Below are 25513 nucleotides of genomic sequence, written 5' to 3' on the forward strand. Positions count from 1 at the left end.
CCGACCACACGTTCGAGCGACACGCCGGGCGGGGTTCCACGGTTGGGGGCCGGCCGGCCTACGGTGGCCGGCGTGAAGATCCTGCACACGTCCGACTGGCACGTGGGCCGCACCTTCCACGGTCGTGACCTGCTGCAAGAGCAGGAAGCAGTGCTCAGCGGCCTGGCGGACACGATTTCGGACGAGCGGGTCGACGTGGTCGTGGTCGCGGGTGACCTGTTCGACCGGGCGGTGCCGAACGCGGAGGCGGTCGCGGTGTGCTCGCGGGTGCTCAAGCGGTTGCGCGCGGCGGGCGCGAAGATCGTGATCACGCCGGGCAACCACGACTCGGCGGCCAGGCTCGGCTTCCTGGGCGCGTTCGCCGAGGCCGGCGGCCTGCACTTGCGGACGCGGGTGGCCGAGCTGCACCAGCCGGTCCTGTTCGCCGACGCCCACGGCCCGGTGGCGGTGTACGGAATCCCGTTCCTTGAGCCGGAGACAGCCCGCCACGCCCTCGGCATCGAAACAAGCGCAGCTACTAAATCTAGCGCCGCTAGCAAAAAGAGCAGCGCCAGCAAAGCGGCCGGAGCTAGCGGAGCGATCGAGACTGCCAGGGCTAGCAAATCTAGCGGCGCTAGCAGTACGAGCGAAGCTAGCGAATCAGGCCGGGCCAGCAGCGCTAGCAAGACAAGCGACAACAGCAGCGCTAGCACGGCAGGCGGCGACAGCGGGACAGGTAGGACGAGTGGATCTAGCAGTGCTAGCGCTGCGAGCGGTGACAGCGAGGCTAGTGGGCTGGACGGAGCTAGCGGTGCTAGTGAAGCGAGCGGTGGTAGCAGGGTTGGTGGGGCGGACAGCGGTGGTGGGGTGGGTGAGGTCAGGGGGCACGCCGGGGTGCTGACCGAGGCGATGCGGCGCGTCCGGCAGGATCTGGCCGGTCGGCCGGGCGCTCGGTCGGTGGTGCTGGCGCACGCGTTCGTGACCGGCGGCGAGCCGTGCGAGTCCGAGCGCACGATCGCGGTCGGTGGGGTGCAGGACGTGCCGGGCTCGGTGTTCTCCGGGGTCGACTACGTGGCCCTCGGCCACCTGCACGGGCAGCAGACACTCGCCGACCACTTGCGGTACTCGGGCAGTCCGGTGGCGTACTCGTTCTCCGAAGCACGACACCACAAGTCGGTCTGGCTGGTGGAACTGGACGCGGGTGGGCTGGCCGGGGTGGAACGGCGATCCCTGCCGGTGCCCCGCTCGCTGTCGACGTTGAACGGCACGCTGGAAGACCTGCTGCTGGACCCCGGGCACGAGCCGGTGCACGACCACTTCCTCTCCGTGACCCTGACCGACCAGGTCCGACCGCTGGACGCGTTGCGGCGCCTGCAGAAGCGCTTCCCGCACGCCGTGCACGTCGAATGGCGCCCGGAGGGCGGGCGGACCGGTGAACTGCGCTTCGCCGAACGGGTGCGCGGCCGCACCGACGAGGAGATCGCCTGCTGCTTCATCGAGGACGTGCGCGGCGACCAGCCGGGACGGCGTGAGCTGGACCTGCTGCGCGAGGCGTTCGCCGCCGCCGCCCGGGAGGAGGACGCGTGAAGCTGCACCGGTTGGCGGTCAGCGGGTTCGGCCCGTACGCGCGGCACGAGGAGGTCGACTTCGACCTGCTCGGCGCCGACGGCCTGTTCCTGCTGCACGGCGACACGGGCGCGGGCAAGACGACGCTGCTCGACGCGGTGGCGTTCGCGCTGTTCGGCAAGGTCCCCGGCGCGCGCGGCGACGTGAAGAGGTTGCGCTGCGACTACGCCGACCGGGACACGCCGACCTACGTCGAGCTGGAGCTGACCGTGCGCGGCAGGCGGTTCCGGCTCAAGCGCAGCCCGGAGTACGAACGGCCGAAGAAGCGCGGTGACGGCGCGACCAGGCAGCAGGCGCAGGTGTCGCTGACGTGGGTCAGCGGGTGGACCGGTGAGGGGCACACCCGGATCGACGACGTGGCCCGCGAGGTCGAGGGCCTGCTCGGGATGACCGCCGAGCAGTTCTTCCAGGTGGTGCTGCTGCCGCAGGGCGAGTTCGCCCGGTTCCTGCGCGCCGAGACCGCCGAGCGGGAGAAGCTGCTGGAGAAGCTGTTCGGCACCGAGCGCTTCCTGGACGTCGAGCGGTGGTTCCGCGACCGCAGGCGGGAGCGCAAGCGCGAGGTCGAACAGCTCGGCCTGGTGCACCGCGGCCTGGTGCAGCGGGTCGCCGAGGTGGCGCTGGAGGAGCCGCCGGAGGGCGGTGGCGACGCGGAATGGCTCAGCTCGCTGCTCAAGCGGCTGGACGAGGTCGAGCGGGACGCCGAGCAGGTCGCGGCGCGGGCGACCGCCGGGCGGGCCGAGGCGGAGCTGGTGTGGCAGGAGGCGCGGGCCGGGCACGAGCGGGTGCGCCGGGTGCGGGAGGCGCGGCGCAACCTCGACCGGTTCGCCGAGGTGGAGCCGAGCCTGCGGGCGTGGGTCGCCGAACGCGACGCGGCCAGGCAGGCCGCGGTCGTCGTGCCCGCGCACGAGCGCGCGGTGAAGCTGGAGCGCGAGCTGGCCGCCGCCGTCGCCCGGGAGCGGGCCGCGGCCGACGCGGTGGCCGCCCTCGGCTACCAGGGGTCGGACCTGCGCGGTGACGGCGAGCGCCTGCGCGAGGAGGCGGGCGGCCTGACCGGCCTGGCCGCCGACGCCGAGCGGCAGCGCGCCGACCAGCGGCGGATCGCGCAGCTGGACCGCGACGTCGCGACCACGTCCCAGCGGTTGGCCGCGCTGGTCACCCAGCTGGACGAGGTGCCGCCCCGGCTGGCCGCCGCGAAGACCGCGGTCGAGGAGTCGGCGGAGGCCGCCGCCCGCCTGCCGCAGACCTCCGGCCTGGCCGCCGCCGCGGGTGAGCTGCCCGGTGTCGAGCGGGCGTTCCGGGAGGCCGACGAGGCGCGCCGGGACGCGGTGGACGCGCAGCAGAAGGCCCGCGAGCGGCTGCTGCGCATCCGGCAGGAGCGGCTGGACGGCATGGCGGTCGAGCTGGCCGGGCAGCTGCACGCGGGTCGGGGCTGCCCGGTGTGCGGTTCGGCCGAGCACCCGTCGCCCGCGCAGCCGGTGCTGGACATGGTGACGGCGGCCGACGAGGACCGGGCGGCCGAGGACGACCAGCGCGCGCTCGAACGGCGTCAGGCGGCCGAGGCGGAGTCGCAGAAGCTGGGGGCGCGGCTGACGTTGCTGCGCGAGCAGCTGGGCGACCGCCCGCCGGCCGAGCTGGAGCGCGAGCACCGGTCCGTGGCCGCGCAGGCCGAGCAGCTGGAGGTCCGGCAGAACGAGCTGGCCGAGCTGGAGGACAAGGTGCGGCGCGCGCTCGAACAGCGTGGCGCGCTGGAACGCCAACTGGCCGAGGCCGGCGCGCAGCGCAAGGAGCTGGCGGACGCGGTCGAGGAGCGGGGCGCGCGGCTGGAGGAGGCGCGCGGCGACTTCCCGGACGTGGTGACGCGCCGGGCGCACCTCGGCGACCTGGCCGACGCGCTGACCGGGCTGGCCGCGTGCCGCACGACCGTGGTCGAGCACGAGGAGCGGCTGGCCGACGACCGGCTGGAGGTGGCGCGGCTGGCGGCGGAGGCCGGGTTCGCCGACGTGGCGGAGGCCCTGGCCGCGGTCCGGCCGGCCGCCGCGATCGCCGAGCTGGAGAACCGCGTCCGCGACGTCGAGAAGACCCGGACGGCGGCCGAGAGCACGCTGGCCGAGCTGCCCGACGTCGACCCGGCCGACGAGGTCGACGTGACCGGCGCGGAGGAGGCGTTCCGCCGGGCGGGCGACGTCGCGACCGACGCCACCACGGCGTGGACCGACGCCCGCACGAGGGCCGCCCGCGCCGCCACCCTGGCCGGGCAGCTGCGGGCCGCGTGGCTGCGGCTGGAGCCGGTGGAGGCCGAGTTCGCCGAGCTGGACGCGTTGACCGACGTGATCAACGGCATGGGCCAGAACGCCCGGAGCATGACCCTGCGCACCTACGTGCTGGCCGCCCGGCTGGAGGAGGTCGCGGTCGCCGCCGGCGCCCGGCTGGAGCGGATGAGCCAGGGCCGCTACCGGTTCGTGCACTCGATCGAGGCCGGTCCGCGCGGCACCAGGGGCGGGCTGGGCCTGGACGTGATGGACGACTACTCGGGGCAGCAGCGGCCGGCGAAGACGCTGTCCGGCGGCGAGTCGTTCCTGGCGTCGCTGGCGCTGGCGCTCGGGCTGGCCGACGTGGTGGCCGCGGGCGCGGTGCTGGACACGCTGTTCATCGACGAGGGCTTCGGCACGCTCGACGCGGAGACCCTGGAGCTGGTGATGACCACGCTGGACGAGCTGCGGGCCGGTGGCCGGGTGGTCGGGCTGGTGTCGCACGTCGAGGAGCTGCGGCAGCGCATCCCGACCCGGCTGCGGGTGCGCAAGGCGCGGGAGGGCTCCTCGCTGGAGCTGACGGCCTAGCCCGCCTGACGGCCCAGCCGCTCACCAGACGGCCCAGCCGCTCACCAGACGGCCAGCCGCCCGCCTGACGGCCTAGCCCGCCTGACGAGCCCCCGGCGCGCACCGGGTCGCCAGCGAGCGGTGCCGGCGGGCGTCCTCCGGGCGGTCCCAGGCGTCGTAGGCGCCGGCGAGGCCCGCGTGCGCCCGAGCCTCCTCGTGCCGGTCCCCCGTGTGCCGGGTGAGCGCCAGCGCCCGGTGGTGGTGGTCGACCGCCCGCCGCGGGTCGCCCTCGGCGGTGGCGAGTTCGCCCAGGCTGTCGTGCACCTCGCACTCCAGGTCGCGGTTGCCGGTGGCCCGCGCGCCCGCGAGCGCTTCGCACAGGTGCCCGCGGGCGACGTCGAACCGGCCGAGCCGGAGGTGCGCCAGGCCCAGGTTCGCCTGGAGGTGGTCGACCAGCGCGTGGTCGTTGCCGGCGTCCGGCACGGCCGCCATCGCCTCCCGCGCGGCCCGGACCGCCTCCTCGTGCCGACCCGCCGCCACGTGCAGCAGCGCCAGGCTGCCCAGCACACCCGACTCGCCGCGGCGGTTCCCGATCGCCCGGGCGATGGCCAGCGCCTCACCGAAGGTCCGCTCCGCCTCTTCGAACCGGCCGAGCCGGCGCAGCACGACGCCGAGGTTCTTCAACGCCCGACCGGTGCAGCTCGCGTCACCGGTCTCCCGCCCGAGCGCGACGGCCCGCTCGTGGTGCCCCAGCGCCTCCTCGTACCGCCCCAACCGCTCGCAGCCGATGCCGAGGCCGGTCAGCGCGACGCCCTCGGCGACGCGGTCCGCCCGCCGGCGGGCGGCTGCCAGCGCGTGCGCGTGCAGCGCCAGCGACTCGTCGTGGTGGCCGCGGACGTGGAAGTAGGGCCACAGCGCGGTGGTCAGCCCCTCGACGTGCGCCGCGTCGCCGTGCCCGGCCACGTGCTCGGCGACCGCGAGGAGGTTCGCCCGCTCCGCCTCCAGCCACGCCATCGCGTCGTCCCGGGTCGCCAGGCCGGCCGTCGGCGCGGTCGGCTCGCCGTGCTGCGCGGGGTCGTAGAGCCGCATCGCGGCCCCGACCTTGGTCACGTAGTGGTCCGCCAGCGCGGTCAGCGCCTCTCGGCGGCCCGCCTCGCCGTCGACCTCGGCGGCGAGTTCCCGGGCGTAGCTGCGCAGCAGGTCGTGCATCTGGAACCGGTCGTCGGCCGTCTGCTCCACGAGGTGCGCCCGCACCAGCACGTCGACGTGCCGCCGCGCCGGTCCGCCGGTCAGCGCGGTGATCGCGGCTACGCCCAGTTCGTGGCACGGGTGCGCGCCCAGCAGCCGGAACACCCTGGCGGCGGCGGGTCCGAGCTGCCGGTAGGACCACGAGAACGCCGACCGCAGCGCCGCGTGCGGGTCGCCGTCGTCGTCCAGCAGGTCCAGCGGGTCCAGCCGGTCCTGCTCCCCGGTCAGCTCGCCGCCGAGGTCGGCGAGCGACGCGGACGGGCGGCCGGTGGCGAGTTCGGCGGCCAGCCGCAGCGCCAGCGGCAGCCGGGCGCACGACGCCGCCAGCGCGTCCACCGCGGCCGGGTCCGCCGCCGCCCGGTCGCCGATCAGCGCCACCAGCAGGTCACGGGCCTCGTCGGCGGGCAGCAGGTCGAGCCGGCAGCGGTGGGCGCCCTCGGTGGCGATCAGGCCGCGCAGCGAGTCGCGGCTGGTCACCACGGCCAGGCAGCCGGGCGAGCCGGGCAGCAGCGGCCGGACCTGGGCGGCCGTGCGGGCGTTGTCGAGCACCACGAGCACCCGCCTGCCCGACAGCAGGGACCGGAAGCGGGCGGCGCGCTCGGCCACGTCCTGGGGGATGTCCCGGGAGTCGACGCCCAGCGCGCGCAGGAAGCCGGACAGCGCGTCGCCCGGCCCGACCGGCAGCTCGGGGTCGTAGCCGCGCAGGTTGACGTAGAGCTGCCCGTCCGGGAACCGGTCGCGGACCCGGTGCGCCCAGAACAGCACCAGCGCCGTCTTCCCCACCCCGCCGGTGCCGGTGACGACCGCGATCGGCGGCGGCTGCCGGTCGTCCGCGCGGTCCAGCAGCGCGTCCAGCTCGGCGAGGTGCCCGGCGCGCCCGGTGAACCCGACGACGGCGGCGGGGACCTGCGCGGGCTTCGGCCGCGGCGGGGCGCCCGGGTCCCGGTCGACCGCCAGGTTCTGGTTGAGGATGTCCAGGTGCAGCCCGCGCAGCTCCGCTCCGGGCCGCAGGCCGAGTTCCCGGTCCAGCAGCACCCGTCCCTCGTCGTACACGTCCAGCGCGTCGGCCTGGCGGCCCGCCCGGTACAGCGCGGTCATCAGCGAACCGCGCAGCCGTTCCCGGAACGGGTGACGCCCGACCAGGTCGGTCAGCGCGACCACGGCCTCCTCGTGCGCGCCCATCGCCGACAACGCCGCCGCGTGCCCCTCCCGGGCGGCCAGCAGGCGCTCGCCCAGCCCGGTCCGCACGCTCTCGACGTCCGGCCCGACCAGGTCGCCGAACGGCTCGCCGCGCCACAGCCCCACCGCCTCCGCCAGCGCCGCCGCGGCCTCCCGGTGCAGGCCCTCCTCGCCGTGCCGCCGGCCCGTCCGGACCAGGTCCTCGAACCGGCGCGCGTCGAGCTCGTGGTCCGCGACCCGCAGGCGGTAACCGGCCCGGCCACCCGAGATCCGGTCGTCGGACGGGTCCTCGGCCAGCAGCCGGCGCAGCTTCCAGACGTAGGTCTTGACGTTCTGCTCCGCCGACGGCGGCGGGCCGCCCGGCCACAGGGCGTCGACCAGCCGCTCCACGCTCACCCACTCGTCGACGTGCAGCAGCAGCGTGGACAGCAGCACCCTGGGCTTGCGCGCCTCGACGGGGACGCGCGCGCCGTCGGACCGCAACAGGTCGACCACGCCCAGGACCCGGAACAGCACTCGGCACACTCCCCCGCGCCCGGCTCGACCGTCCCCACGGCCGCGGGCGGTCCCGAAGGTAGCGCAGGACCACCCGCGCCGACACCCGATCGGCGGATCGGGGATGTACCGGCGGTGTACCGGCGTGCACCACGCTGGTCGCGCGGATCGGTGCGCGTGACCTCTCACTGGGGGTAGGCCACGACGCCGATCGCTCGGCGGACCCCCACGACCGCCGGCACGCGGACGCCACGCCCGGGCGCCACGCAGCTCCCCCTGCAGGCGCCCGGTCGTGGGCCCGGCCGCTAGTCGCTCGCCGACGCCAGCAGCCCGCCCCGGTAGGCGGAGGCCTGCAGCTCGAACAGCTCGAAGTAGTGCCCGCGCGACGCCATCAGCTGCTCGTGCGTGCCCTGCTCGATGATCCGGCCCTGGTCGAGCACGACGATCCGGTCGGCGTTGCGGATGTTCGCCAGCCGGTGCGTCACCAGGATCGTGGTGCGCCGCGCGGTCGCCTCGCGCAGGCCCTCGAACACCCGCGCCTCGGCCTTGGCGTCCAGCGCGGCCGTCGGCTCGTCCGCCACCAGCACCGCCGCGTCCCGGTACATGCCGCGCGCGATGCCCATCCGCTGCCACTGCCCGCCGGACAGGTCCTGCCCGTCGTTGAACTGCCGCGACAGCACGGTGTCCGGCCCGGCGGGCAGGGTGGCCAGCACCTCGTCCGCGCCGGACTTCGCCACCGCCTCCTGCCACGCCCGCTCGTCCTCGCGCTCCAGCCGGCCCACGGTCACGTTGTGCCGCGCGGTCATCGGCCACTGCGCCGGGTCCTGCGCGATCACCGCGATGGCCGAGTGCACCGACGTCGGGTCCGCCGCCGCCAGGTCCACGTCGTCCCACGCGACGGTGCCCGACGACGCCGGGTACAGGCCGGTCAGCACCTTGCCGAGGGTCGTCTTGCCCGACCCGTTCTCGCCGACCAGGGCGACGACCTCGCCCTTCGCCACGGTCAGGTTCACCTCCCGCAGCGCGGGCCGCGGCGCGCCGGGGTAGGTGAACGACACGTCGGTCAGCGTGATCCGCTCCGGGTCGGCCGGCGCGACGACCGGCGAGCTGCCCTGCGCCCGTTCCGCGCCCTCGACCAGCAGCTTGCGGTAGAAGTCGATGTAGAACGAGTCCTCGTACAGCGAGTTGACCGCGCGGGTGGTGCTCGCCAGCGACGAGAAGCCGGTGCGCATGGCCAGCACCGCCGTGCCCGCCAGCGCCAGCTCCATGTCGCCGGTGTGCAGCAGCACGCCCAGCACGACGTAGGCGATGGCCGTGCCGACGCCCGCCAGCGCGCGACCGGTCAGCCGCACCAGGTTCGTCCGGTGCGCCATCCGGATCTCGTCCACGACCAGGCTGTCGGAGATGCGCCGGTGCTCGGCGAGCAGGCGTTCCTGCAGCGTGAGGGCGTGCCGTTCGAGGGCGAAGTCCCGGTCCGTGGCGACCTCCTCCACGACGCCCTTGCGGGTGTTGCGGGTCACCGAGTCCAGGAAGTGCTCGTAGCGCAGCTTGGACGCGCGGGCCGACGCCCAGGCGTTCGCGACGGCGGCCAGCAGCAGCGCGGGCGCCAGCCACGGGTTGAGCCAGCCGACCGTGACCACCGCGGCGACCAGCGAGATGCCGCCCGACACCAGGTCGGCCAGGTAGCGCAGGCTGCTCTCCAGCGACCGCACGCCGCGCCGGCCGCCCTGGCGGGCCAGCTCGCGGAAGTCGGCGTCCTCGAACGAGAGCAGCGAGGCCCGCACGAGCACCGCCGTCACCTCGTCGTTGGCCGCCCGGGTGACCCGCGGCCGCAGCAAGCTCTCGACCGCGGCGACCGCCGTGTCGAGCAGGGCGCGGACCACGAACGACCCGACCACCACCGCCAGCGCGGGCAGCGCCTCGACCACCCGCTGCGGCGTCGGGCCGTCCCGGAGCAGGGCGGCGAACACGTCGGCGGTGGCGAGCAGCCCGAACGCCGTGACGCAGCCGGACAGCACGTGCACCAGCCCGGCCAGCAGGGTGAGCCGGGGCGAGGTGCGCCAGGCGAGCCGGACCACCATCGACACCGCCGAGGGCAGGCTCTTGAGGGCCTTGCCCAGGCTCACCGACGTCTCACCGCGACGACGGGCCCACTTGGGGGTGGCGACGTTCTCCACCCCGATCAGCACGGTGCTCATCGTCCCAGGAAACGCGATTCCCACCCCGCCGCCAACCGCGTTCACGATCAGCGCAGCTCAGTGCTTCGGGGTCGCCGGACTGTCGTACCGCCGTGCGATCATCGCCGCGGACACTTCCGGCGCGCCCCGGTGAAATGGAATAAGAACAATTCCCGCCGGGCGGCTAACGCCCGGTGGACCTCCCCCGACAGGCGGGAAGACCCGGGCGGAAACGCCGCCCCCGCACCCCCGGGCGATCTCCTCCCTGCTTCCGCGCGCATTGTCGGTGCGCGCGAATCGTGAACGGAGAAAGGTCATGCGCACATTTCCCGCTCTGGCCCGCCTCGGCGTCGCCACCTTCGCCGCGGTGCTGGCGTCGGCGGTGCTGACCGTGCCCGCCTCGGCCGCCGAACCACCGTTCGACCCCGGCCTCGGGCGCACGCCGTACCAGCCGGACAAGATGCTGGTCGACCCGTACCAGGGCGACGCGCGGGACCAGCGGAACTCCTACGGGTTCAACCTGTCCCAGTACCGCGGCCTGGCCAACCCCGCCTACTACGAGCTGGTGGACCACTACACGGTCAAGCTCTACCGCAACCGCCGCGGCCTGCCCGAGAGCGACCCGCGGCTGGCGCAGCAGGAGCGGTGGCTGAGGGGCATCGACGACGTGCTCTCCACCATGGTCCTGGAGACCAACAAGTGGGTCGGCGGGCGCTTGGAACACCTCGACTACGAGGGCGAGTCCTACCTGACCACGCCGCGCCCGGCCAACCAGATCAGCATCACCTTCGACCCGCAGCTGACCGGCTCGGTCGGGATCGCCTACCCCGGCTCCACCCTCGACCGGCGGGGGGTGGCGCTCACCGGCGGCAACATCAGCTTCGCGCACCTGCCGCAGTGGGAGGACCTGGCCGAGGGCGCGCTGGACGGCGACCGCGAGGCCCGCTACCAGATCGCGCTGAAGGTCATGCACGAGCTGGCCCACCACATGGGGCTCAACCACTACTTCTCGGAGTTCCACGGCGACTACGCGCTCATGGGCGGCCGGACCGTGGACGACATCACCAGCTGGAACCAGGTGCTGTCGCGCGGCGACAAGGCGGGGCTGCTGGCGATGGCCGGGTGGCGGGACCGGGCGAAGAAGTGCGGCGAGACGGGCGTCTGCGAGCCGATCTGGTACAAGGACCCGGGGGTGGCGTGGCCGCCGAGCCCGCCCGACCACCGCTACGACCGGGGTTGAGCCCCCGCGGCGAAGCGCCCCCACCGCCGGGGCGCTTCGCTTCGGCGTGAGGGGTCCTAGCGGACCATGTCCTTGCGCAGCTCGCGCGGCAGGGCGAAGGCGATCTTCTCGTTCGCCGTGGTGATCTCCTCGACCTCGCCGTAGCCGTGCCCGGCCAGGAACTCCAGCAGCTCCATCACCAGGATGTCCGGCACCGACGCGCCCGACGTGACGCCCACCGTCGTCACGCCCTCCAGCCACGCCGGGTCGACCTCGCGGGCGTAGTCGACCAGGTACGACGCCCGCGCGCCCGCCTGCAGCGCCACCTCGACCAGCCGCACCGAGTTGGACGAGTTCTTCGACCCGACCACCAGCACCAGGTCGCACTCCGGCGCCATGGTCTTCACCGCGGTCTGCCGGTTGGACGTGGCGTAGCAGATGTCGTCCGACGGCGGCTCCTGGAGGTCCGGGAACCGGTCCTGCAGCTGCCGCACCCGCACCATCGTCTCGTCCACCGACAGCGTGGTCTGCGACAGCCAGACCACCTTGGACGGATCGCGCACCACGACCTTGTCGACGTCCTCGGCGGTGTCCACGAGCTGGATGTGCGAGGGCGCCTCGCCGTACGTGCCCTCGACCTCCTCGTGTCCTTCGTGGCCGATCAGCAGGATGTCGTAGTCCTCGCGGGCGAACCTCTTGGCCTCGTTGTGGACCTTGGTCACCAGCGGGCAGGTGGCGTCGATGGTGCGCAGGCCGCGGTCGGCCGCCTCCGCGTGCACCGCGGGCGACACGCCGTGCGCCGAGAACACCACCAGCGCGCCCTCGGGCACCTCGTCGGTCTCGTCGACGAAGATCGCGCCGCGCCGGGACAGCGTCTCCACGACGTGCTTGTTGTGGACGATCTCCTTGCGCACGTAGACCGGCGCGCCGTACTGCTCCAGCGCCTTCTCCACGGTCACGACGGCACGGTCCACGCCGGCGCAGTAGCCACGCGGCTTGGCCAGGAGCACTCGCTTGTCCATGACCTCTAGGGTACGGCGTGCCGGATGTGGGCATACGACGGCCGACTGCGGCAGGCTGTAGGGCATGAAGCCACTGCCCCTGACCGTCCGCCTCGCCGCGGGACTGGCGGTCACCGCCGTCGAGCAGGCCAGGAAGCTCCCGAAGCAGCTCGTGGGCCTCCCGGTCACCGTGGTCAGCGAGGCGCTGCAGCTGTCCATGCGGGTGCAGCAGCGGGTGACGGAACTCGCAATCAAGGGTGACGACGCGCTGTCCGTGCTGCGGCCCGTCGAGCGGGAACCCGAGTGGGCGACGTTCGACGAGGACGAGCCGGAGGTCGCGGACCTGCCCGCCGACGACCCGTGGGCGGAGGAGGAGCAGGCGCTGGCCGCCGAGCCGCCCGCCGTGCTGCCCAACTACGACGAGCTGACGTTGGCGCAGCTCAGGGCGCGCCTGAAGGGGTTGGCGGCGGAGGACCTGGAGGAGCTGCTGGCGCACGAGCGCACGCACGCGGCCCGCCCGGAGTTCACCGGCATGCTCACCCGTCGCATCGCGAACCTCAAGACGCGGTGACGCCCGAGAAGACCGGTCCGGAGAAGTCCAGTCCCGAGAACCCGTGGCCGGTGCGGACGGTCGCGCGCAAGATCTTCGACTGGATCAACCGGCTCGGCGACGTCTGGGTGGAGGGCCAGGTCACCCAGCTGAGCGCGCGGCCCGGCACGGCGACGGCGTTCCTCACGCTGCGCGACCCCTCGGTGGACATGTCGATGCAGCTGACCGCGCCGGTGGGGATGGTGCGCGAGCTGCAGCTGGCCGAGGGCAGCCGGGTGGTGGTGCACGGCAAGCCGAACTTCTTCCCCAACCGCGGCACGCTGAGCCTGCGCGTGGACGAGATCCGCCAGGTCGGCGTCGGCGAGCTGCTGGCCCGCGTCGAGCGGCTGCGCAAGCTGCTGAACGCCGAGGGCCTGTTCGACCCGAGGCGCAAGCGCAAGCCGCCGTTCCTGCCGAACAAGATCGGCCTGATCACGGGTCGCGCGTCGGCCGCCGAGCGGGACGTGCTGACCAACGCGCGGGCGCGCTGGCCGGGCGCGCGGTTCCGGGTCGTCAACGTCGCGGTGCAGGGCGCGCTGGCGGTGCCGCAGATCCTCACCGCACTGTCGACTCTGGACCGCGACTCCGAAGTGGACGTGATCGTGCTGGCCCGCGGCGGTGGCAGCGTGGAGGACCTGCTGCCGTTCTCCGACGAGGCGCTGTGCCGCGCGGTGTCGCAGTGCCGCACGCCGGTGCTGTCCGCGATCGGGCACGAGCCGGACACCCCGCTGGTGGACCACGTGGCCGACCTGCGCTGCTCGACGCCGACCGACGCGGGCAAACGGGTGGTTCCGGACGTCGCCGAGGAGGGCGAGCGCATCCGGCAGCTGCGCGACCGCAGCAGGCGCGCCCTGCACGGCTGGGTGGACCGCGAGCGCAAGCTGCTCGCGGCGCTGCGGACCAGACCAGCGCTTTCCGATCCCCACGGCCCGCTGGACCGGCGGGCGGAGGACGTGGACCGGCTGCGGGAGCGGGCCAGGCGGGCGGTGCGCAACCGGCTCGACTCGGAGACCGCCGGTCTCACCGCCACCGCGGCGCGCTTGACGACCCTCGGGCCTGCCGCCACGCTGGCGCGGGGTTACGCCGTGGTGCAGCTCGTCACCCCCGACGGGGTGGACGGCGTGCTCCGGTCGACCTCCCAGGCCCCCGCCGGCACGCGGTTGCGGGTGCGCGTGGCCGACGGCGCCGTGCACGCGGTCGTGAGCGGCGGTCACCAGACCACCGCCGCCGGAGGCGGCGACGAGGCAGAGGAAGGAGGCCGTGGTGCCGAACCCGGCACGTGAGCCCACGTTCCTGCCGTTGACGATGGCCGCCGCGGGTGACTGCGCGGACGAGGGTTCCGCCACCGTGCGCGACCGCGCCGAGTCGGCCGACCGGGCCGCCGCCGACTGCTGGCTGTCCCTGGTGGCCGGCTGCACGTCCGGCGGGCAGGCGTTGATCAACCGGCTGCACGACCTGTCCGAGGCGACCTCCGGCTACGCCGGGCTGCCCTGGTGGCTGGGCCACGGCTCGGTGCACCGCAGGCGGGTCGTGGCCGCCGAGCACCGCATCGACGACGCGGTGCGCGAGGGCGACGGCGCGGAGTTCGCCGAGGCGTTCATCGGCTACGACCAGGCGGTGGCGACCGTCGTGGTGCACGTCCAGAACCGATTGGGGAAGTTGTCCACGTGAGCGAGCCGGGCTACGAGCAGGCCAGGGACGAGCTGGTGGAGGTGGTCCGCAAGCTGGAGGCGGGCGGCCTGTCGCTGGAGGACTCGCTGGCGCTGTGGGAACGCGGCGAGGCCCTGGCGAAGACGTGCGAGCGGCAGCTCGCGGGCGCCCGGGAGCGGATCGATCAAGCACTCAGTGTGACCGAGGAGGACGTGGCCGAGGCGTGACGACGTGCGAGGATTGCCTTTACCGGTCGGTAATCTTCGCAGGAGGAACGTCATGGTCACAGGCAGCAGCCCGTCCGAGCGCCGTCGCGAGGCACCAGACCGGAACCTCGCGCTGGAGCTCGTCCGGGTGACCGAGGCCGCCGCGATGGCGGCCGGGCGCTGGGTGGGCCGCGGCGACAAGAACGGCGGCGACGGCGCGGCCGTGGACGCCATGCGCAAGCTGATCGGCACCGTGTCCATGCGCGGCGTCGTGGTGATCGGCGAGGGCGAGAAGGACGAGGCGCCCATGCTGTTCAACGGCGAGGAGGTCGGCGACGGCAACGGCCCCGAGTGCGACGTGGCGGTCGACCCGATCGACGGCACCACGTTGATGGCCAAGGGGATGCCGAACGCGCTGGCGGTGCTCGCGGTGGCCGAGCGGGGCGCGATGTTCGACCCGTCCGCCGTGTTCTACATGGAGAAGCTGGCGACCGGGCCGGAGGCGGCCGACGTCATCGACATCACCGCGCCGATCGCGGAGAACGTCCGCCGGGTGGCGCGGGCCAAGCACAGCGACGTCTCCGACGTGACGGTGTGCGTGCTGGACCGGCCGCGGCACGAGTCGCTGGTGCGCGACGTGCGCGCGGCGGGCGCCCGGATCCACTTCATCTCCGACGGCGACGTGGCGGGCGCGATCTCGGCGGCCCGGCCCAACACCGGCATCGACCTGCTGGTCGGCATCGGCGGCACGCCGGAGGGCATCATCGCGGCGGCGGCGTTGAAGTGCATGGGCGGCGCGATCCAGGCCAAGCTGTGGCCCAAGGACGACGAGGAGCGGCAGAAGGCGCTGGACGCGGGCCACGACCTGGACCGGGTGCTGCTGACCGACGACCTGGTGCGCGGCGACAACGTGTTCTTCTGCGCGACCGGCGTCACCGACGGCGACCTGGTGCGCGGCGTGCACTACCGGGCGGGCGGCTGCACGACGCAGTCGATCGTGATGCGGTCCAAGTCCGGCACGGTGCGGATGATCGACGGCTTCCACCGGCTCACCAAGCTGCGCGAGTACTCGTCGGTCGACTTCGACCTCCCGACGGCCGGCGAGGACGCCCTGCCGCCGCTGCCGTAGCCCTACCGAGCGCTGTCAACTGTGAACCCACCGTTACCGGCCGATCGGCTGTGGTGATCACGTCGCGTTCATCCCTAGTTTCCGATCCGTCCCCGAGCACCCTGCGCCGGGGACGGAGAGGAAGCGATGAAGGTTCGTACCCTGTTCACCGCCTTCGCGGTGGCGGTCGGCGCGGCTCTCGCCTCGGCGGCCGGGGCGGCGGCGGCCCCGGCGACCGACGGCGGCGTCACCCCGTTCATCGTGGGCGGCGGCAACGCCACGCAGACCTACTCGTTCATGGTGTCCCTGCAGAGCACCTCGGGTAGCCACTTCTGCGGCGGTTCGCTGATCAAGGCCAACTGGGTCGTCACGGCCAAGCACTGCGTCCAGGGCCGGTCGGCGTCCTCGATCCGGGCCCGCATCGGCACGACCAACCGCACCAGCGGCGGCACGGTCGCGTCCGGCGCCCAGGTGATCACGCACTCGTCGTACGACATCGCGCTGGTGCGCCTGGCCACCTCGGTGGGCCAGACGCCGATCGCGGTGGCGTCCACGTCGGGCGCGACGGGCACGGCCACCCGCATCATCGGCTGGGGCCAGACCTGCGCCCCGGCCGGCGGCTGCGGCGCGCCGGTCACCCTGCAGGAGCTGAACACGTCGATCGTGTCGGACGGCAGCTGCCTGGGCATCTACGGCTCGGTCGAGATCTGCACGAACAACCCCGGTGGTCGCGCGGGCGCCTGCTACGGCGACTCGGGCGGCCCGCAGATCAAGTCCGTGAACGGCACGTGGCAGCTGATCGGCGCCACCAGCCGCGCGGGCAACAACAGCTCCACCTGCGCCACCGGCCCGTCGATCTACATGGACGTGCCGGCGTTCCGCTCGTGGATCAGCCAGTACGCGGGCGCGGTGTAAGCCTCGCCCCGGTGTTCGAAGGGCCGTCCCACCTCCGGGTGGGGCGGCCCTGTTCCATATCCTTGGGGGGCGCGCGATGCGCGGTGCGGTTCTGCTGGTGGCGATCGCTTTCACGGCAACGGCTTGCGGGACGTCCGGGGCTTCGGGGGCGGCCGGTCCGCCGCCGTCTTCTTCCTCATCCCCGGCCGCCGTGGCTCCGGACACCACGGCGGCTCCCGAGACCACGGCAGCCGCCGAGGCCACGACGACGCCGGACCCGCAGCCCGCGCCGCCGCCCCCGCCGGTGACCGTGCCCGGCACGCCGTGCGACATCACCGAGGGCGCGTGCGTGCGGCTGTCGACGAACGAGTCGTGGCTGATCAGCGAGGGGCGGATCAGCTACGGCCCGGTGCCCACGACGTCCGGCCGACCCGGCTACGAGACGCCCGTGGGCCACTTCCCGGTGCTGTGGAAGGTCGAGAACGACTGGAGCGTGCCCTACCGGGCGTGGATGCCGTTCTCCACCTACTTCGTCAGCACCGGCATCGCGTTCCACGAGGGCAGCCTCACCGACCCGTCGCACGGCTGCATCCACCTGTCGCGCGAAGCGGCGGCGAAGTACTTCGAAACCCTCCAGGTGGGTGACCAGGTCCAGGTAACTGCGTAACGGGGTGTGTCGGATCACTCCTCGGTGGGTAATCCTTCACCGAGGAGTGATAGCGATGAGGAAGATGATCGGCACGACGGCGATCGCCGCGGCGGCCCTCTCCTTCGGCCTCGCGACCCCCGCCTCCGCTTCGACCGGCACGCCGTGCACCGTGCAGAACGGCGCTTGCCTGCAGCTGTCGACCAACCAGGCGTGGCTGATCTACAACGGGAACGCGAGCTACGGTCCCGTCCCGGTGTCCCACGGGATGCCCGGCTACGAGACGCCGGTGGGCACGTTCCCGGTGCTGCGCAAGGTGAAGGACGACTGGAGCGTCCCGTACAACGCCCCGATGCCGAACTCGGTGTACTTCACCGCGGACGGCATCGCGTTCCACCAGGGCGACCCGAACGTCCAGTCGCACGGCTGCGTCCACCTGGGACCGCAGGAGTCGTCGGTGTTCTACGACAACCTGTTCCCCGGTGAGCAGGTCCAGGTAGTGCCTTAAGGGGCCGGCGCCTCAAGTGGCGTTGCTGGAGTGGCCCGGGAACAGGTGGGCGTCCGGGTTGAGCAGCACGGCGATGTTGTTCACCGCGGTGGCGGCCTCGCCGAACCCGGTGGCGATCAGCTTGACCTTGCCCGGGTACTGCGCGACGTCGCCCGCCGCGTAGACCCGGGGCCGGGCGGTGCGCATGGTGGTGTCCACCAGCACCGCCCGGTGGTCCAGCTCCAGGCCCCACGACTCGATCGGCCCGAGGTCGGCGGTGAAGCCGAGGGCCGCGACCACGGCCTGCGCGGGCAGCACCTTGCGGTCGCCGCCCTTGACCGCCACCTCGACCTCGGCCAGGTCCGGCTCGCCGCGCAGCTCCAGCACCTCGGCGTCGGTGATGAGCTCCACGCCCAGGTCGCGGACCTGCCGCACGGTCGGCGGGTGCGCCCGGAACGTCGCGCGGCGGTGCACGAGGGTGACGCTGGCCGCGATCGGGTGCAGCGCGAGCGCCCAGTCGAACGCCGAGTCGCCGCCGCCGACCACCACCACGTCCTGGCCCAGGTGCACGTCGAGCTTCGGCACGAAGTGCACCATGCCGCGGTCCAGCCAGCCGTCGCCCGCGGGCAGCGGGCGCGGCCGGAACTCGCCGATGCCCGCCGTGATCAGCACGGCGCCCGCGCGCACCACGCCGCCGTCGGCCAGCCCGACCTCCAGTCGACCGTCCACTTCGGACAGCGTGCGGGCCTGGCGGCCGAGCAGGTAGGTCGGGCTCCACTGGTCGGCCTGCCGCACGAGCGCCGACACCAGGTCGCGACCGCGCACCGCCGGGAACCCGGCCACGTCGAAGATCATCTTCTCCGGGTACATCGCGGTGACCTGGCCGCCCGCCTCGGGCAGCGCGTCGACCAGCGCGACCGACAGGTCCCGGAACCCCGCGTAGTACGCCGCGAACAGCCCGGTGGGGCCCGCACCGACGATCAGCAGGTCGACCTCAAGCTCCATCCCTCGACCATAGGTGTTCAGCGCCACTGTTCCTACTCCTATCGGGCCGTGCCCCGACGGGCGGTCCAAACTCGGTGGTATGGCTGAACAGGAGTACCGCGTCGAGCACGACACGATGGGCGAGGTCCGGGTGCCGGCAGACGCGTTGTGGCGTGCGCAGACGCAGCGCGCGGTGGAGAACTTCCCGATCTCCGGACGTGGTCTGGAACGCGCTCAGATCCGCGCGCTCGGCTTGCTCAAGGCCGCCGCGGCGCGGGTGAACGAGCGGTTGGAGGTGCTGGAACCCGAAGTCGCCGCGGCGATCGCCGAAGCCGCCGACTCGGTCGCGGCGGGCGAGCACGACGCCCACTTCCCGGTCGACGTGTTCCAGACCGGGTCCGGCACGTCGTCGAACATGAACGCGAACGAGGTCATCGCCACCCTGGCGACCCGCGCCCTCGGCCGCGAGGTGCACCCGAACGACCACGTCAACGCGTCGCAGTCGTCCAACGACACGTTCCCGACCACGCTGCGGGTCGCGGCGACGGAGGCGGTCGCGCGGGACGTGATCCCGGCGCTGGAGCACCTGGCCTCGGTGCTGGAGGCGCGGGCCGCCGACTGGACGTCGCTGGTGAAGTCCGGTCGGACGCACCTGATGGACGCCGTGCCGATCACGCTGGGCCAGGAGGCGGGCGCGTGGGCGACCCAGGTCCGGTACGGGGTCGAGCGGCTGACGTCGTCGCTGCCCCGGCTGGCCGAGCTGCCGATCGGCGGCACGGCCGTGGGCAGCGGGCTGAACGCGCCGGCGGGCTTCGGCGCGGCGGTGTCCGCGGAGCTGGCCGCCGTCACCGGCCTGCCGCTGACCGAGGCGCGCGACCACTTCGAGGCGCAGGCCACGCAGGACGGCGTGGTGGAGGTGTCCGGGCAGCTCCGCGCCACCGCCGTCGGGCTCTACAAGATCGCCAACGACCTGCGCTGGCTGGGTTCCGGCCCGCGCACCGGCCTGGGCGAGCTGGCGCTGCCGGACCTCCAGCCGGGCTCGTCGATCATGCCGGGCAAGGTCAACCCGGTGATCCCCGAGGCGACGATGATGGTGGTCGCGCAGGTGATCGGCAACGACGCGGCGGTCGCGTTCGCCGGGTCGCAGGGCAACTTCCAGCTGAACGTGATGCTGCCCGTGATCGCCCGCAACGTCCTGGAGTCGTCCCGCCTGCTGGCCGCCGTCGCCCGCCTGCTGGCCGACAAGGTCCTGACGGGCGTCGAACCGCAGGTCGAGCGGATGCGCGAGCACGCCGAGTCGTCGCCGTCCATCGTCACCCCCCTGAACCGCTACCTCGGCTACGAGGAGGCCGCCTCCATCGCCAAGCAGTCCCTGCGCGAGCGCAAGACCATCCGCGAGGTCGTCCTGGAACGCGGCCACGTCCCCGCCAAGCTCTCCGAAGCCGACCTCGACGCCGCCCTCGACGTCCTCCGCATGGCCACCGGCAACTCCTGACCCCCCGCGAGTCGTACCTCCACGCCCCGCGTGTCCTACGTTCGCGACCACCGTGTCCTACGTCCAGGACCCCTGAGTTCAACGCTCAGAACGCGCGAGCTGGGCTTTCCGGGCCGATCCGGGGTCGGTCGACGTCGACCGGCCCCGGAGCCCGACCACGCACCCCAGCGCCACCGAGGCCGCGCCCGCCACCGCCACCGCCGTCAACGCCTGCGCGCCCAGCGCCACCGACGCCGCCAGCCCGGCCACCGGCATCAACCCGATCAGCACACCGGCCCGGTCCGCGCCCAACCGCGCCACCGCGAAGTACCAGAGCCCGAACGCCACCGCCGTCACCAGCACCCCCAGCACCACCAGCGCCACGCCCTCCCGCGCGGTCGGCGCCTGCCACCCACCGAACGCCGTCCCCAGCGCCCCGCCGGCCACCGCCGCGAGCAGGCAGCACCACGTCGCCACCGCCACCCCGCCCAGCCGCCGCACCACACCCACCGCGAACAGCGTGAACGACACCTCACCCGCCATCGTCAGCAGCGCCAGCAGCAGCCCCGGCCCGTGCCACGACCCACCGCCGGACAGCAGCACCACCCCGCCGACCACGGCCACCGCGCCCACCACTGCCGCACCGGCCGGCCTGCGCCCCGCCACCAGCGGCGCGACCAGCGCCAGCACCAGCGGGCTCCCGCCGAGCACGGCCGCGACGAACCCCGGTTCGGCGTACCGCTGCGCGTGCAGCACGCACGCGTTGAACCCGAGCATCCCGGTCGTGACCAGCCCGAGCAGCGCCGGCCAGTCCCGCCGACCCGGCAGCGGCAGCCGCCCGCCCCGCAGGTGGGTCCACGCGAGCAGCACCACCGCGCCCAACGCGTACCGCATCGCCTGACCCGTGAGCAGCGGGTACTCCTGGAGCAACCCCGTCACCGGCACGGACGCCCCCACGATCACCGACGACAGCACGCCCGACCCGACCGCGATCCTTGTCATGGCCAGGACTCTCACCGACCGGTGGTCCAGGCTTAAGCTCCACTTCGATGCCCGCCGACTGGACCACTTATCGCGAACTCCTCCTCCCCGCCCTCGACGGCAGGCGCGCGGTGGAGTCGGAGCTGCGCCGCGCCGTGCGGGACGGGCGGCTCGCGCCCGGCACCCGGCTGCCGTCCAGCCGCGACCTCGCGGCCCAGCTCGGCGTCGCCCGCGGCACGGTCACGTCGGCCTACGCGCAGCTCGTCGGCGAGGGCTACCTGTCCGCACGGCGCGGCTCCGGCACCACCGTGACGGCCGCCTTCTCGTGGCCGGGCGCGGCCCCCGAACCGGCGCCTGCGCCTGCGCCGAAGTTCCGCCACGACCTGCGGCCGGGTGTGCCCGCGTTGAGCGCGTTCCCGCGCGACGAGTGGCTGCGGGCGCAGCGGACGGCGCTGGCCGACCTGTCCACCGACGACCTCGGCTACCCCGACCCGGCCGGGTTCGGGCCGTTGCGCCACGAGCTGGCGGACTACCTCGGCCGGGTGCGCGCGGTGGCCGCCCGACCGTCCGAAGTGGTCGTCACGAACGGCGCGGCGGAGGGGATCTCGTTGCTGGGCCGGGTGTTGCAGGCCGCCGGGCACCGCAGCGTCGCGGTGGAGGAGCCGAGCCACTTCGGCGCCGCCGAGATGCTGGCCTCGCACGGCCTGGCGATCCGACCCGTCCCCGTCGACGACGACGGGCTTCGCGTCGACCTGCTGTCCACAACGGACTGCCGCGCGGTGTTCGTCACGGCGGCGCACCAGTTCCCCTTGGGTGTCGTGCTGCACCCGGAACGTCGGCGCGCGCTGCTGGAGTGGGCGCGCGCGTGCGACGGGGTGGTGGTGGAGGACGACTACGACGCCGAGCACCGCTACGACCGGCCGGCCCTGGGCGCGATGCAGGCGCTCGACCCGACGCGCGTGGTGTACCAGGGCAGCGCCAGCAAGGTCCTCGCGCCCGCGTTGCGGCTGGGGTGGCTGCTGCTGCCGCCCGCGCTGCGCGACGTCGTGGTCGACCGCAAGCGGTTGGACGACCTCGGCACCGGCACGCTGCACCAGGCCGCGTTCGCCCGGCTGCTGAGCACCGGCGGGTACGACCGGCACCTGCGCCGGACCCGGCAGCTGTACCGGGCGCGGCGGGACGCGCTGCTGGCCGAGCTGCGGGCCGTGCTGCCGGACTGGGAGCCGATCGGGGTGGCGGCCGGGCTGCACGTGGTCGTGCGGTTGCCCGCCGGCACGGACGACGTGGCGCTGCAGGAGCGGCTGGCGCGGCGTGGCGTCAACGCGCCGGCGCTGGCGAACTACGCCCGCACGCCGACGTTCCCCGGGCTGGTACTCGGGTACGCGGCGCTGACGCCGGACCGGCTCCGGGAGGCCGTCCGGGCGCTGCGCGCCGCGGCCTGACCTGTTTTTGTCGGTGTCCGGGTGCACCATGGTCGACGTGTTGTTCAGCGAAGTCGTCGAGACGTCCGCCGCGGTGGCGGCGACGCGCTCCCGCCTGGCCAAGGTCGAGGCCCTGGCCGGGCTGGTGCGCCGGATGAGCACGCCCGCGGTGGTGTCGTTCCTGGTGGGCGTGCCCAGCCAGGGCCGGGTCGGCGCGGGCTGGCGGACCGTGTTCGAGCTGGACGTGCCGCCCGCGGCCGGGCCGTCGTTGGCGGTGTCCGATGTGGACGAGGCGTTGGGCGGGTTCGCGGCGATCGGCGGGAAGGGCGCGGCGGCGCGCCGGGCGGCGGCGCTGACCTCGCTGTTCGGCCGGGCCACGGCGGCGGAGCAGGACTTCCTGCGTCGGCTGCTGACCGGTGAGCTGCGCCAAGGCGCCCTCGAAGGGGTGATGTTGGACGCGATCGCGCGGGCGGCCGACGTGCCCGGCGAGGTGGTGCGGCGGGCGTTCATGCTGTCCGGGTCGCTGCCGGGGACGGCGGTGGCGGCGATGAGCGGCGAGGCGGCGCTGGCGGCGTTCCGGCTGGAGGTGGGCCGGCCGGTGCGGCCGATGCTCGCGTCACCGGCCGAGTCGCTGCCGGGCGCGCTGGCCGAGCTGGGGTCGTGCGTGGTGGAGCACAAGCTGGACGGCGCGCGCATCCAGGTGCACCGGTCCGGCGCCGGGGTGCGGGTCTTCACCCGGACGTTGCGCGAGATCACCGGGACGGTGCCGGAGCTGGTCGAGCTGGTGCGCGGGCTGCCGTGCGAGTCGGTGGTGCTCGACGGCGAGACGCTGGCGTTGACCGACGAGGGCAAGCCCCGGCCGTTCCAGGAGACGATGAGCCGGTTCGGCGCGCAGGACGTCCGGGAGCTGCTGCTCAGCCCGTTCTTCTTCGACTGCCTGCACCTGGACGGCGTCGACCTGCTGGACGAGCCGCTGCACGTGCGGCTGGCGGCGTTGCGGCGGGTGGCGGGGGCGCACGTCGTCCCCGGCGTGGTGACGTCCGCGCAGGACGAGGCGGCACGGGTGCTGGACGAGTCGCTGGCCGCCGGGCACGAGGGCGTCGTGGTGAAGTCGCTGGAGTCGGCGTACGCGGCGGGCCGGCGCGGGCGGGCGTGGCAGAAGGTGAAGCCCGTGCACACGCTGGACCTGGTGGTGCTGGGCGTCGAGTGGGGCAGCGGGCGGCGGGCGGGGCTGCTGTCCAACCTCCACCTCGGCGCGCGCGACCCCGACGGCGGGCCGCCGATCATGGTGGGCAAGACGTTCAAGGGGCTGACCGACGAACTGCTGGCGTGGCAGACCCGCGAGCTGCTGGCGATCGCGACCGAGAAGACCGACTTCGCGGTGCTGGTGCGGCCGGAGCTGGTGATCGAGGTCGAGCTGGACGGGGTGCAGGTCAGCCCCCGGTACCCGGGCGGCGTGGCGCTGCGCTTCGCCCGCGTGCTGCGGTACCGGCCGGACAAGGAGGCGGGTGAGGCGGACACGATCGAGGCGGTGCGCGCGCTGCTGCCGAAGCGGTCGGCGGGAGCCGGGGAAGGGGGTCCGGCCACGACGTGAGCGGCCCGCGCGCCGGGGTGACCGCAGCACTGCGGCCTTGGAGGAACCCACAACCGCGAATCCCGTACCCATCGGGCCTTTGGTGCGCACAACCAGGGCGGATTCACCGGAACGCGGGTATCGTCAAGCTCTCGTGCGGTTCATCGAAGGGCATCGGCCCAGCTACGACCTGACCTACGACGACGTCTTCCTCGTGCCCGGCCGATCGGCCGTCGAGTCGAGGTTCGGCGTCGACCTGTCGACCTCCGACGGAACGGGGGCGACGATCCCGATCGTGGTCGCGAACATGACCGCGGTGGCGGGACGCCGGATGGCGGAGACCGTGGCGCGGCGCGGCGGGCTGGTGGTGCTGCCGCAGGACGTCGCGCCGCAGGCGGTGGCGGAGATCGTCGGCTGGGTCAAGGCCCGGCACGCGGTGTGGGACACCCCGCTCACGCTGCACCCCGACGACTCGGTCGCGGACGCGGTGAACCTGCTGCACAAGCGGGCGCACGGCGCCGTGGTCGTGGTGGACGACGACGGCCGGCCGACGGGCGTCGTGGACGAGGCGGCGTGCGCGGGCGTCGACCGGTTCACCCGGTTGCACGACGTGGCCGACGAGCGGATCGTCACCCTCCCGCTGGACACCCCGCCGCGCGAGGTCTTCGACCGGCTGTACGGCGGCACGCAGCGCGTCGCGCTGGGCGTCGACGCCGACGGTCGCCTGCGCGGTGTGATGACCAACCTCGGCGCGCTGCGCGCCGGGGTCTACCAGCCCGCCCTGGACGACGCGGGCAGGCTCCGCGTGGCCGCCGCCATCGGCGTCAACGGCGACGTCACCGCCAAGGCCGAGGAACTGCTCGCCGCCGGCGTCGACACGCTCGTCGTGGACACCGCCCACGGTCACCAGGAGAAGATGCTCGCCGCGCTGAAGGCCGTCCGCGAGGCCCGCCCGACCGTCCCGGTCGTCGCCGGCAACGTCGTCACCGCCGAGGGCGTCCGCGACCTGGTCGAGGCGGGCGCGGACATCGTCAAGGTCGGCGTCGGCCCCGGCGCGATGTGCACCACCCGGATGATGACCGGCGTCGGCCGCCCGCAGTTCTCCGCCGTCGCCGAGTGCGCCGCGGAGGCGCGCAGGCTCGGCAAGCACGTCTGGGCCGACGGCGGCGTCCGCCACCCGCGCGACGTCGCCCTCGCCCTCGCCGCGGGCGCGTCCAGCGCCATGGTCGGCTCCTGGTTCGCCGGCACCTACGAGTCGCCCGGCGACCTCCAGCGCGACGAGCAGGGACGCCTGTTCAAGGAGTCCTTCGGCATGGCCTCCAAGCGGGCCGTGTCCGCCCGCACCCGCACCGACAACGCCTTCGACCGCGCCCGCAAGGGCCTGTTCGAGGAGGGCATCTCCACCTCCCGGATGCGCCTGGACCCGGCCAGCCCCGGCGTCGAGGACCTGCTCGACTCGATCACCGCGGGCGTCCGCAGCGCCTGCACCTACGCCGGCGCGCAAACCCTGGAGGAGTTCCACGCCAAGGCCACGCTCGGCATCCAGAGCGCCGCCGGCTTCGCCGAAGGCCGCCCGCTCCCCTCCGGCTGGTAACCGCAGACCAACACCGCACAGCCCGCACCGCAGACCCAGCACCGCACGGCCCGCCCCGCACAGTCAGCACTGCACGGTCGGCACCGCACGATCGGCGCAGGCCCTGCGGTGCGGGCCGTGCGGCGCTCGGCCGGCGGGGCCGCTGAACCGGTCCGATGATCTGGCG

20 protein-coding genes are annotated in these 25513 nt (G+C 73.9%); 15 read left to right on the plus strand and 5 right to left on the minus strand.

Annotated features, from left to right (window positions below; genetic code table 11):
• Positions 1 to 72 precede the first annotated feature (72 nt).
• Positions 73 to 1566, plus strand: coding sequence for an exonuclease SbcCD subunit D (locus tag AB0F89_RS03090; RefSeq protein WP_367132329.1), 1494 nt, complete (start codon positions 73 to 75; stop codon positions 1564 to 1566).
• Positions 1563 to 4442, plus strand: coding sequence for an AAA family ATPase (locus AB0F89_RS03095; RefSeq protein WP_367132331.1), 2880 nt, complete (start codon positions 1563 to 1565; stop codon positions 4440 to 4442). The genes AB0F89_RS03090 and AB0F89_RS03095 overlap by 4 nt, the downstream gene beginning before the upstream one ends.
• Before the next feature lie 72 nt (positions 4443 to 4514).
• Here AB0F89_RS03095 and AB0F89_RS03100 read toward each other — a convergent pair whose 3' ends face one another.
• Together AB0F89_RS03100 and AB0F89_RS03105 are read right to left on the minus strand one after the other, a co-directional pair.
• A complete protein-coding gene (locus tag AB0F89_RS03100; protein WP_367132333.1) occupies positions 4515 to 7364 on the minus strand; it encodes a BTAD domain-containing putative transcriptional regulator in 2850 nt (949 codons plus the stop codon).
• Between the two features lie 284 nt (positions 7365 to 7648).
• Positions 7649 to 9541 carry an ABC transporter ATP-binding protein gene (locus tag AB0F89_RS03105; RefSeq protein WP_367132335.1) on the minus strand — a complete coding sequence of 631 codons (1893 nt, stop codon included), beginning with the start codon at positions 9539 to 9541 and terminating at the stop codon, positions 7649 to 7651.
• A 295-nt stretch (positions 9542 to 9836) separates the two neighbouring features.
• Between AB0F89_RS03105 and AB0F89_RS03110 the strand changes: the two genes are divergently transcribed.
• A complete protein-coding gene (locus AB0F89_RS03110) occupies positions 9837 to 10760 on the plus strand; it encodes a hypothetical protein (RefSeq protein WP_367132337.1) in 924 nt (307 codons plus the stop codon).
• 56 nt (positions 10761 to 10816) lie between these two features.
• On the opposite strand, the gene AB0F89_RS03115 is transcribed toward AB0F89_RS03110, so the two are convergent.
• Entirely contained in the window at positions 10817 to 11761 is a 945-nt protein-coding gene (locus AB0F89_RS03115) for a 4-hydroxy-3-methylbut-2-enyl diphosphate reductase (RefSeq protein WP_367132339.1), read from the minus strand.
• Positions 11762 to 11825: 64 nt separating this feature from the next.
• Between AB0F89_RS03115 and AB0F89_RS03120 the strand changes: the two genes are divergently transcribed.
• From AB0F89_RS03120 to AB0F89_RS03155, 8 genes are all read left to right on the plus strand, one after another.
• On the plus strand, positions 11826 to 12311 hold the full coding sequence (locus AB0F89_RS03120; RefSeq protein ID WP_367132341.1) for a lipid droplet-associated protein: 486 nt from the start codon (positions 11826 to 11828) through the stop codon (positions 12309 to 12311).
• A complete protein-coding gene (gene xseA / locus AB0F89_RS03125; RefSeq protein ID WP_367132343.1) occupies positions 12308 to 13612 on the plus strand; it encodes an exodeoxyribonuclease VII large subunit in 1305 nt (434 codons plus the stop codon). The genes AB0F89_RS03120 and xseA overlap by 4 nt, the downstream gene beginning before the upstream one ends.
• Positions 13593 to 14000: a sugar ABC transporter substrate-binding protein gene (locus tag AB0F89_RS03130; RefSeq protein ID WP_367132345.1), complete on the plus strand. Its 408-nt coding sequence runs from the start codon at positions 13593 to 13595 to the stop codon at positions 13998 to 14000. The genes xseA and AB0F89_RS03130 overlap by 20 nt, the downstream gene beginning before the upstream one ends.
• On the plus strand, positions 13997 to 14206 hold the full coding sequence (locus AB0F89_RS03135) for an exodeoxyribonuclease VII small subunit (RefSeq protein WP_367132347.1): 210 nt from the start codon (positions 13997 to 13999) through the stop codon (positions 14204 to 14206). The genes AB0F89_RS03130 and AB0F89_RS03135 overlap by 4 nt, the downstream gene beginning before the upstream one ends.
• A 52-nt stretch (positions 14207 to 14258) precedes the next feature.
• Positions 14259 to 15314: a class II fructose-bisphosphatase gene (glpX, locus tag AB0F89_RS03140; protein ID WP_367132349.1), complete on the plus strand. Its 1056-nt coding sequence runs from the start codon at positions 14259 to 14261 to the stop codon at positions 15312 to 15314.
• A 126-nt stretch (positions 15315 to 15440) separates the two neighbouring features.
• Positions 15441 to 16208 carry a trypsin-like serine protease gene (locus AB0F89_RS03145; RefSeq protein ID WP_367132351.1) on the plus strand — a complete coding sequence of 256 codons (768 nt, stop codon included), beginning with the start codon at positions 15441 to 15443 and terminating at the stop codon, positions 16206 to 16208.
• A 190-nt stretch (positions 16209 to 16398) separates the two neighbouring features.
• The gene (locus AB0F89_RS03150) at positions 16399 to 16854 is read left to right on the plus strand and encodes a L,D-transpeptidase (RefSeq protein ID WP_367132353.1); all 456 of its coding nucleotides are present in this window, start codon (positions 16399 to 16401) and stop codon (positions 16852 to 16854) included.
• Between the two features lie 55 nt (positions 16855 to 16909).
• Complete coding sequence (locus tag AB0F89_RS03155; protein ID WP_367132355.1) at positions 16910 to 17341, plus strand: L,D-transpeptidase; 432 nt, start codon at positions 16910 to 16912, stop codon at positions 17339 to 17341.
• Positions 17342 to 17353: 12 nt separating this feature from the next.
• Here the strand turns inward: AB0F89_RS03155 and AB0F89_RS03160 are convergent, their stop codons facing one another.
• Positions 17354 to 18325, minus strand: coding sequence for an NAD(P)/FAD-dependent oxidoreductase (locus tag AB0F89_RS03160; RefSeq protein WP_367132357.1), 972 nt, complete (start codon positions 18323 to 18325; stop codon positions 17354 to 17356).
• A 79-nt stretch (positions 18326 to 18404) separates the two neighbouring features.
• Here AB0F89_RS03160 and AB0F89_RS03165 point away from each other — a divergent pair, with 79 nt between their 5' ends.
• Positions 18405 to 19799, plus strand: a complete 1395-nt coding sequence (locus AB0F89_RS03165) for a class II fumarate hydratase (protein WP_367132359.1) — start codon at positions 18405 to 18407, stop codon at positions 19797 to 19799.
• A 78-nt stretch (positions 19800 to 19877) separates the two neighbouring features.
• Here the strand turns inward: AB0F89_RS03165 and AB0F89_RS03170 are convergent, their stop codons facing one another.
• Entirely contained in the window at positions 19878 to 20780 is a 903-nt protein-coding gene (locus AB0F89_RS03170) for a DMT family transporter (protein WP_367132361.1), read from the minus strand.
• Between the two features lie 47 nt (positions 20781 to 20827).
• Here AB0F89_RS03170 and AB0F89_RS03175 point away from each other — a divergent pair, with 47 nt between their 5' ends.
• The 3 genes from AB0F89_RS03175 to AB0F89_RS03185 all read left to right on the plus strand — a co-directional run bounded on the left by AB0F89_RS03175 (position 20828) and on the right by AB0F89_RS03185 (position 25347).
• Positions 20828 to 22201: a PLP-dependent aminotransferase family protein gene (locus AB0F89_RS03175; RefSeq protein ID WP_367132363.1), complete on the plus strand. Its 1374-nt coding sequence runs from the start codon at positions 20828 to 20830 to the stop codon at positions 22199 to 22201.
• 37 nt (positions 22202 to 22238) lie between these two features.
• The gene (locus tag AB0F89_RS03180) at positions 22239 to 23774 is read left to right on the plus strand and encodes an ATP-dependent DNA ligase (RefSeq protein WP_367132365.1); all 1536 of its coding nucleotides are present in this window, start codon (positions 22239 to 22241) and stop codon (positions 23772 to 23774) included.
• Positions 23775 to 23907: 133 nt separating this feature from the next.
• A complete protein-coding gene (locus AB0F89_RS03185) occupies positions 23908 to 25347 on the plus strand; it encodes a GuaB1 family IMP dehydrogenase-related protein (protein WP_367132367.1) in 1440 nt (479 codons plus the stop codon).
• Positions 25348 to 25513 lie beyond the last annotated feature (166 nt).

Source organism: Saccharothrix sp. HUAS TT1, assembly GCF_040744945.1.
Classification (GTDB): domain Bacteria; phylum Actinomycetota; class Actinomycetes; order Mycobacteriales; family Pseudonocardiaceae; genus Actinosynnema.

Excerpts from the sequence above, each read along its gene's own strand:
- AB0F89_RS03145 (WP_367132351.1), top strand. The coding sequence starts at position 15,441 with ATGAAGGTTCGTACCCTGTTCACCGCCTTCGCGGTGGCGGTCGGCGCG.
- AB0F89_RS03110 (WP_367132337.1), top strand. The coding sequence starts at position 9,837 with ATGCGCACATTTCCCGCTCTGGCCCGCCTCGGCGTCGCCACCTTCGCC.
- AB0F89_RS03175 (WP_367132363.1), top strand. The coding sequence starts at position 20,828 with ATGCCCGCCGACTGGACCACTTATCGCGAACTCCTCCTCCCCGCCCTC.
- AB0F89_RS03105 (WP_367132335.1), bottom strand. The coding sequence starts at position 9,541 with ATGAGCACCGTGCTGATCGGGGTGGAGAACGTCGCCACCCCCAAGTGG.
- AB0F89_RS03165 (WP_367132359.1), top strand. The coding sequence starts at position 18,405 with ATGGCTGAACAGGAGTACCGCGTCGAGCACGACACGATGGGCGAGGTC.
- AB0F89_RS03155 (WP_367132355.1), top strand. The coding sequence starts at position 16,910 with ATGAGGAAGATGATCGGCACGACGGCGATCGCCGCGGCGGCCCTCTCC.
- AB0F89_RS03120 (WP_367132341.1), top strand. The coding sequence starts at position 11,826 with ATGAAGCCACTGCCCCTGACCGTCCGCCTCGCCGCGGGACTGGCGGTC.
- AB0F89_RS03115 (WP_367132339.1), bottom strand. The coding sequence starts at position 11,761 with ATGGACAAGCGAGTGCTCCTGGCCAAGCCGCGTGGCTACTGCGCCGGC.
- AB0F89_RS03160 (WP_367132357.1), bottom strand. The coding sequence starts at position 18,325 with ATGGAGCTTGAGGTCGACCTGCTGATCGTCGGTGCGGGCCCCACCGGG.
- AB0F89_RS03170 (WP_367132361.1), bottom strand. The coding sequence starts at position 20,780 with ATGACAAGGATCGCGGTCGGGTCGGGCGTGCTGTCGTCGGTGATCGTG.
- glpX (WP_367132349.1), top strand. The coding sequence starts at position 14,259 with ATGGTCACAGGCAGCAGCCCGTCCGAGCGCCGTCGCGAGGCACCAGAC.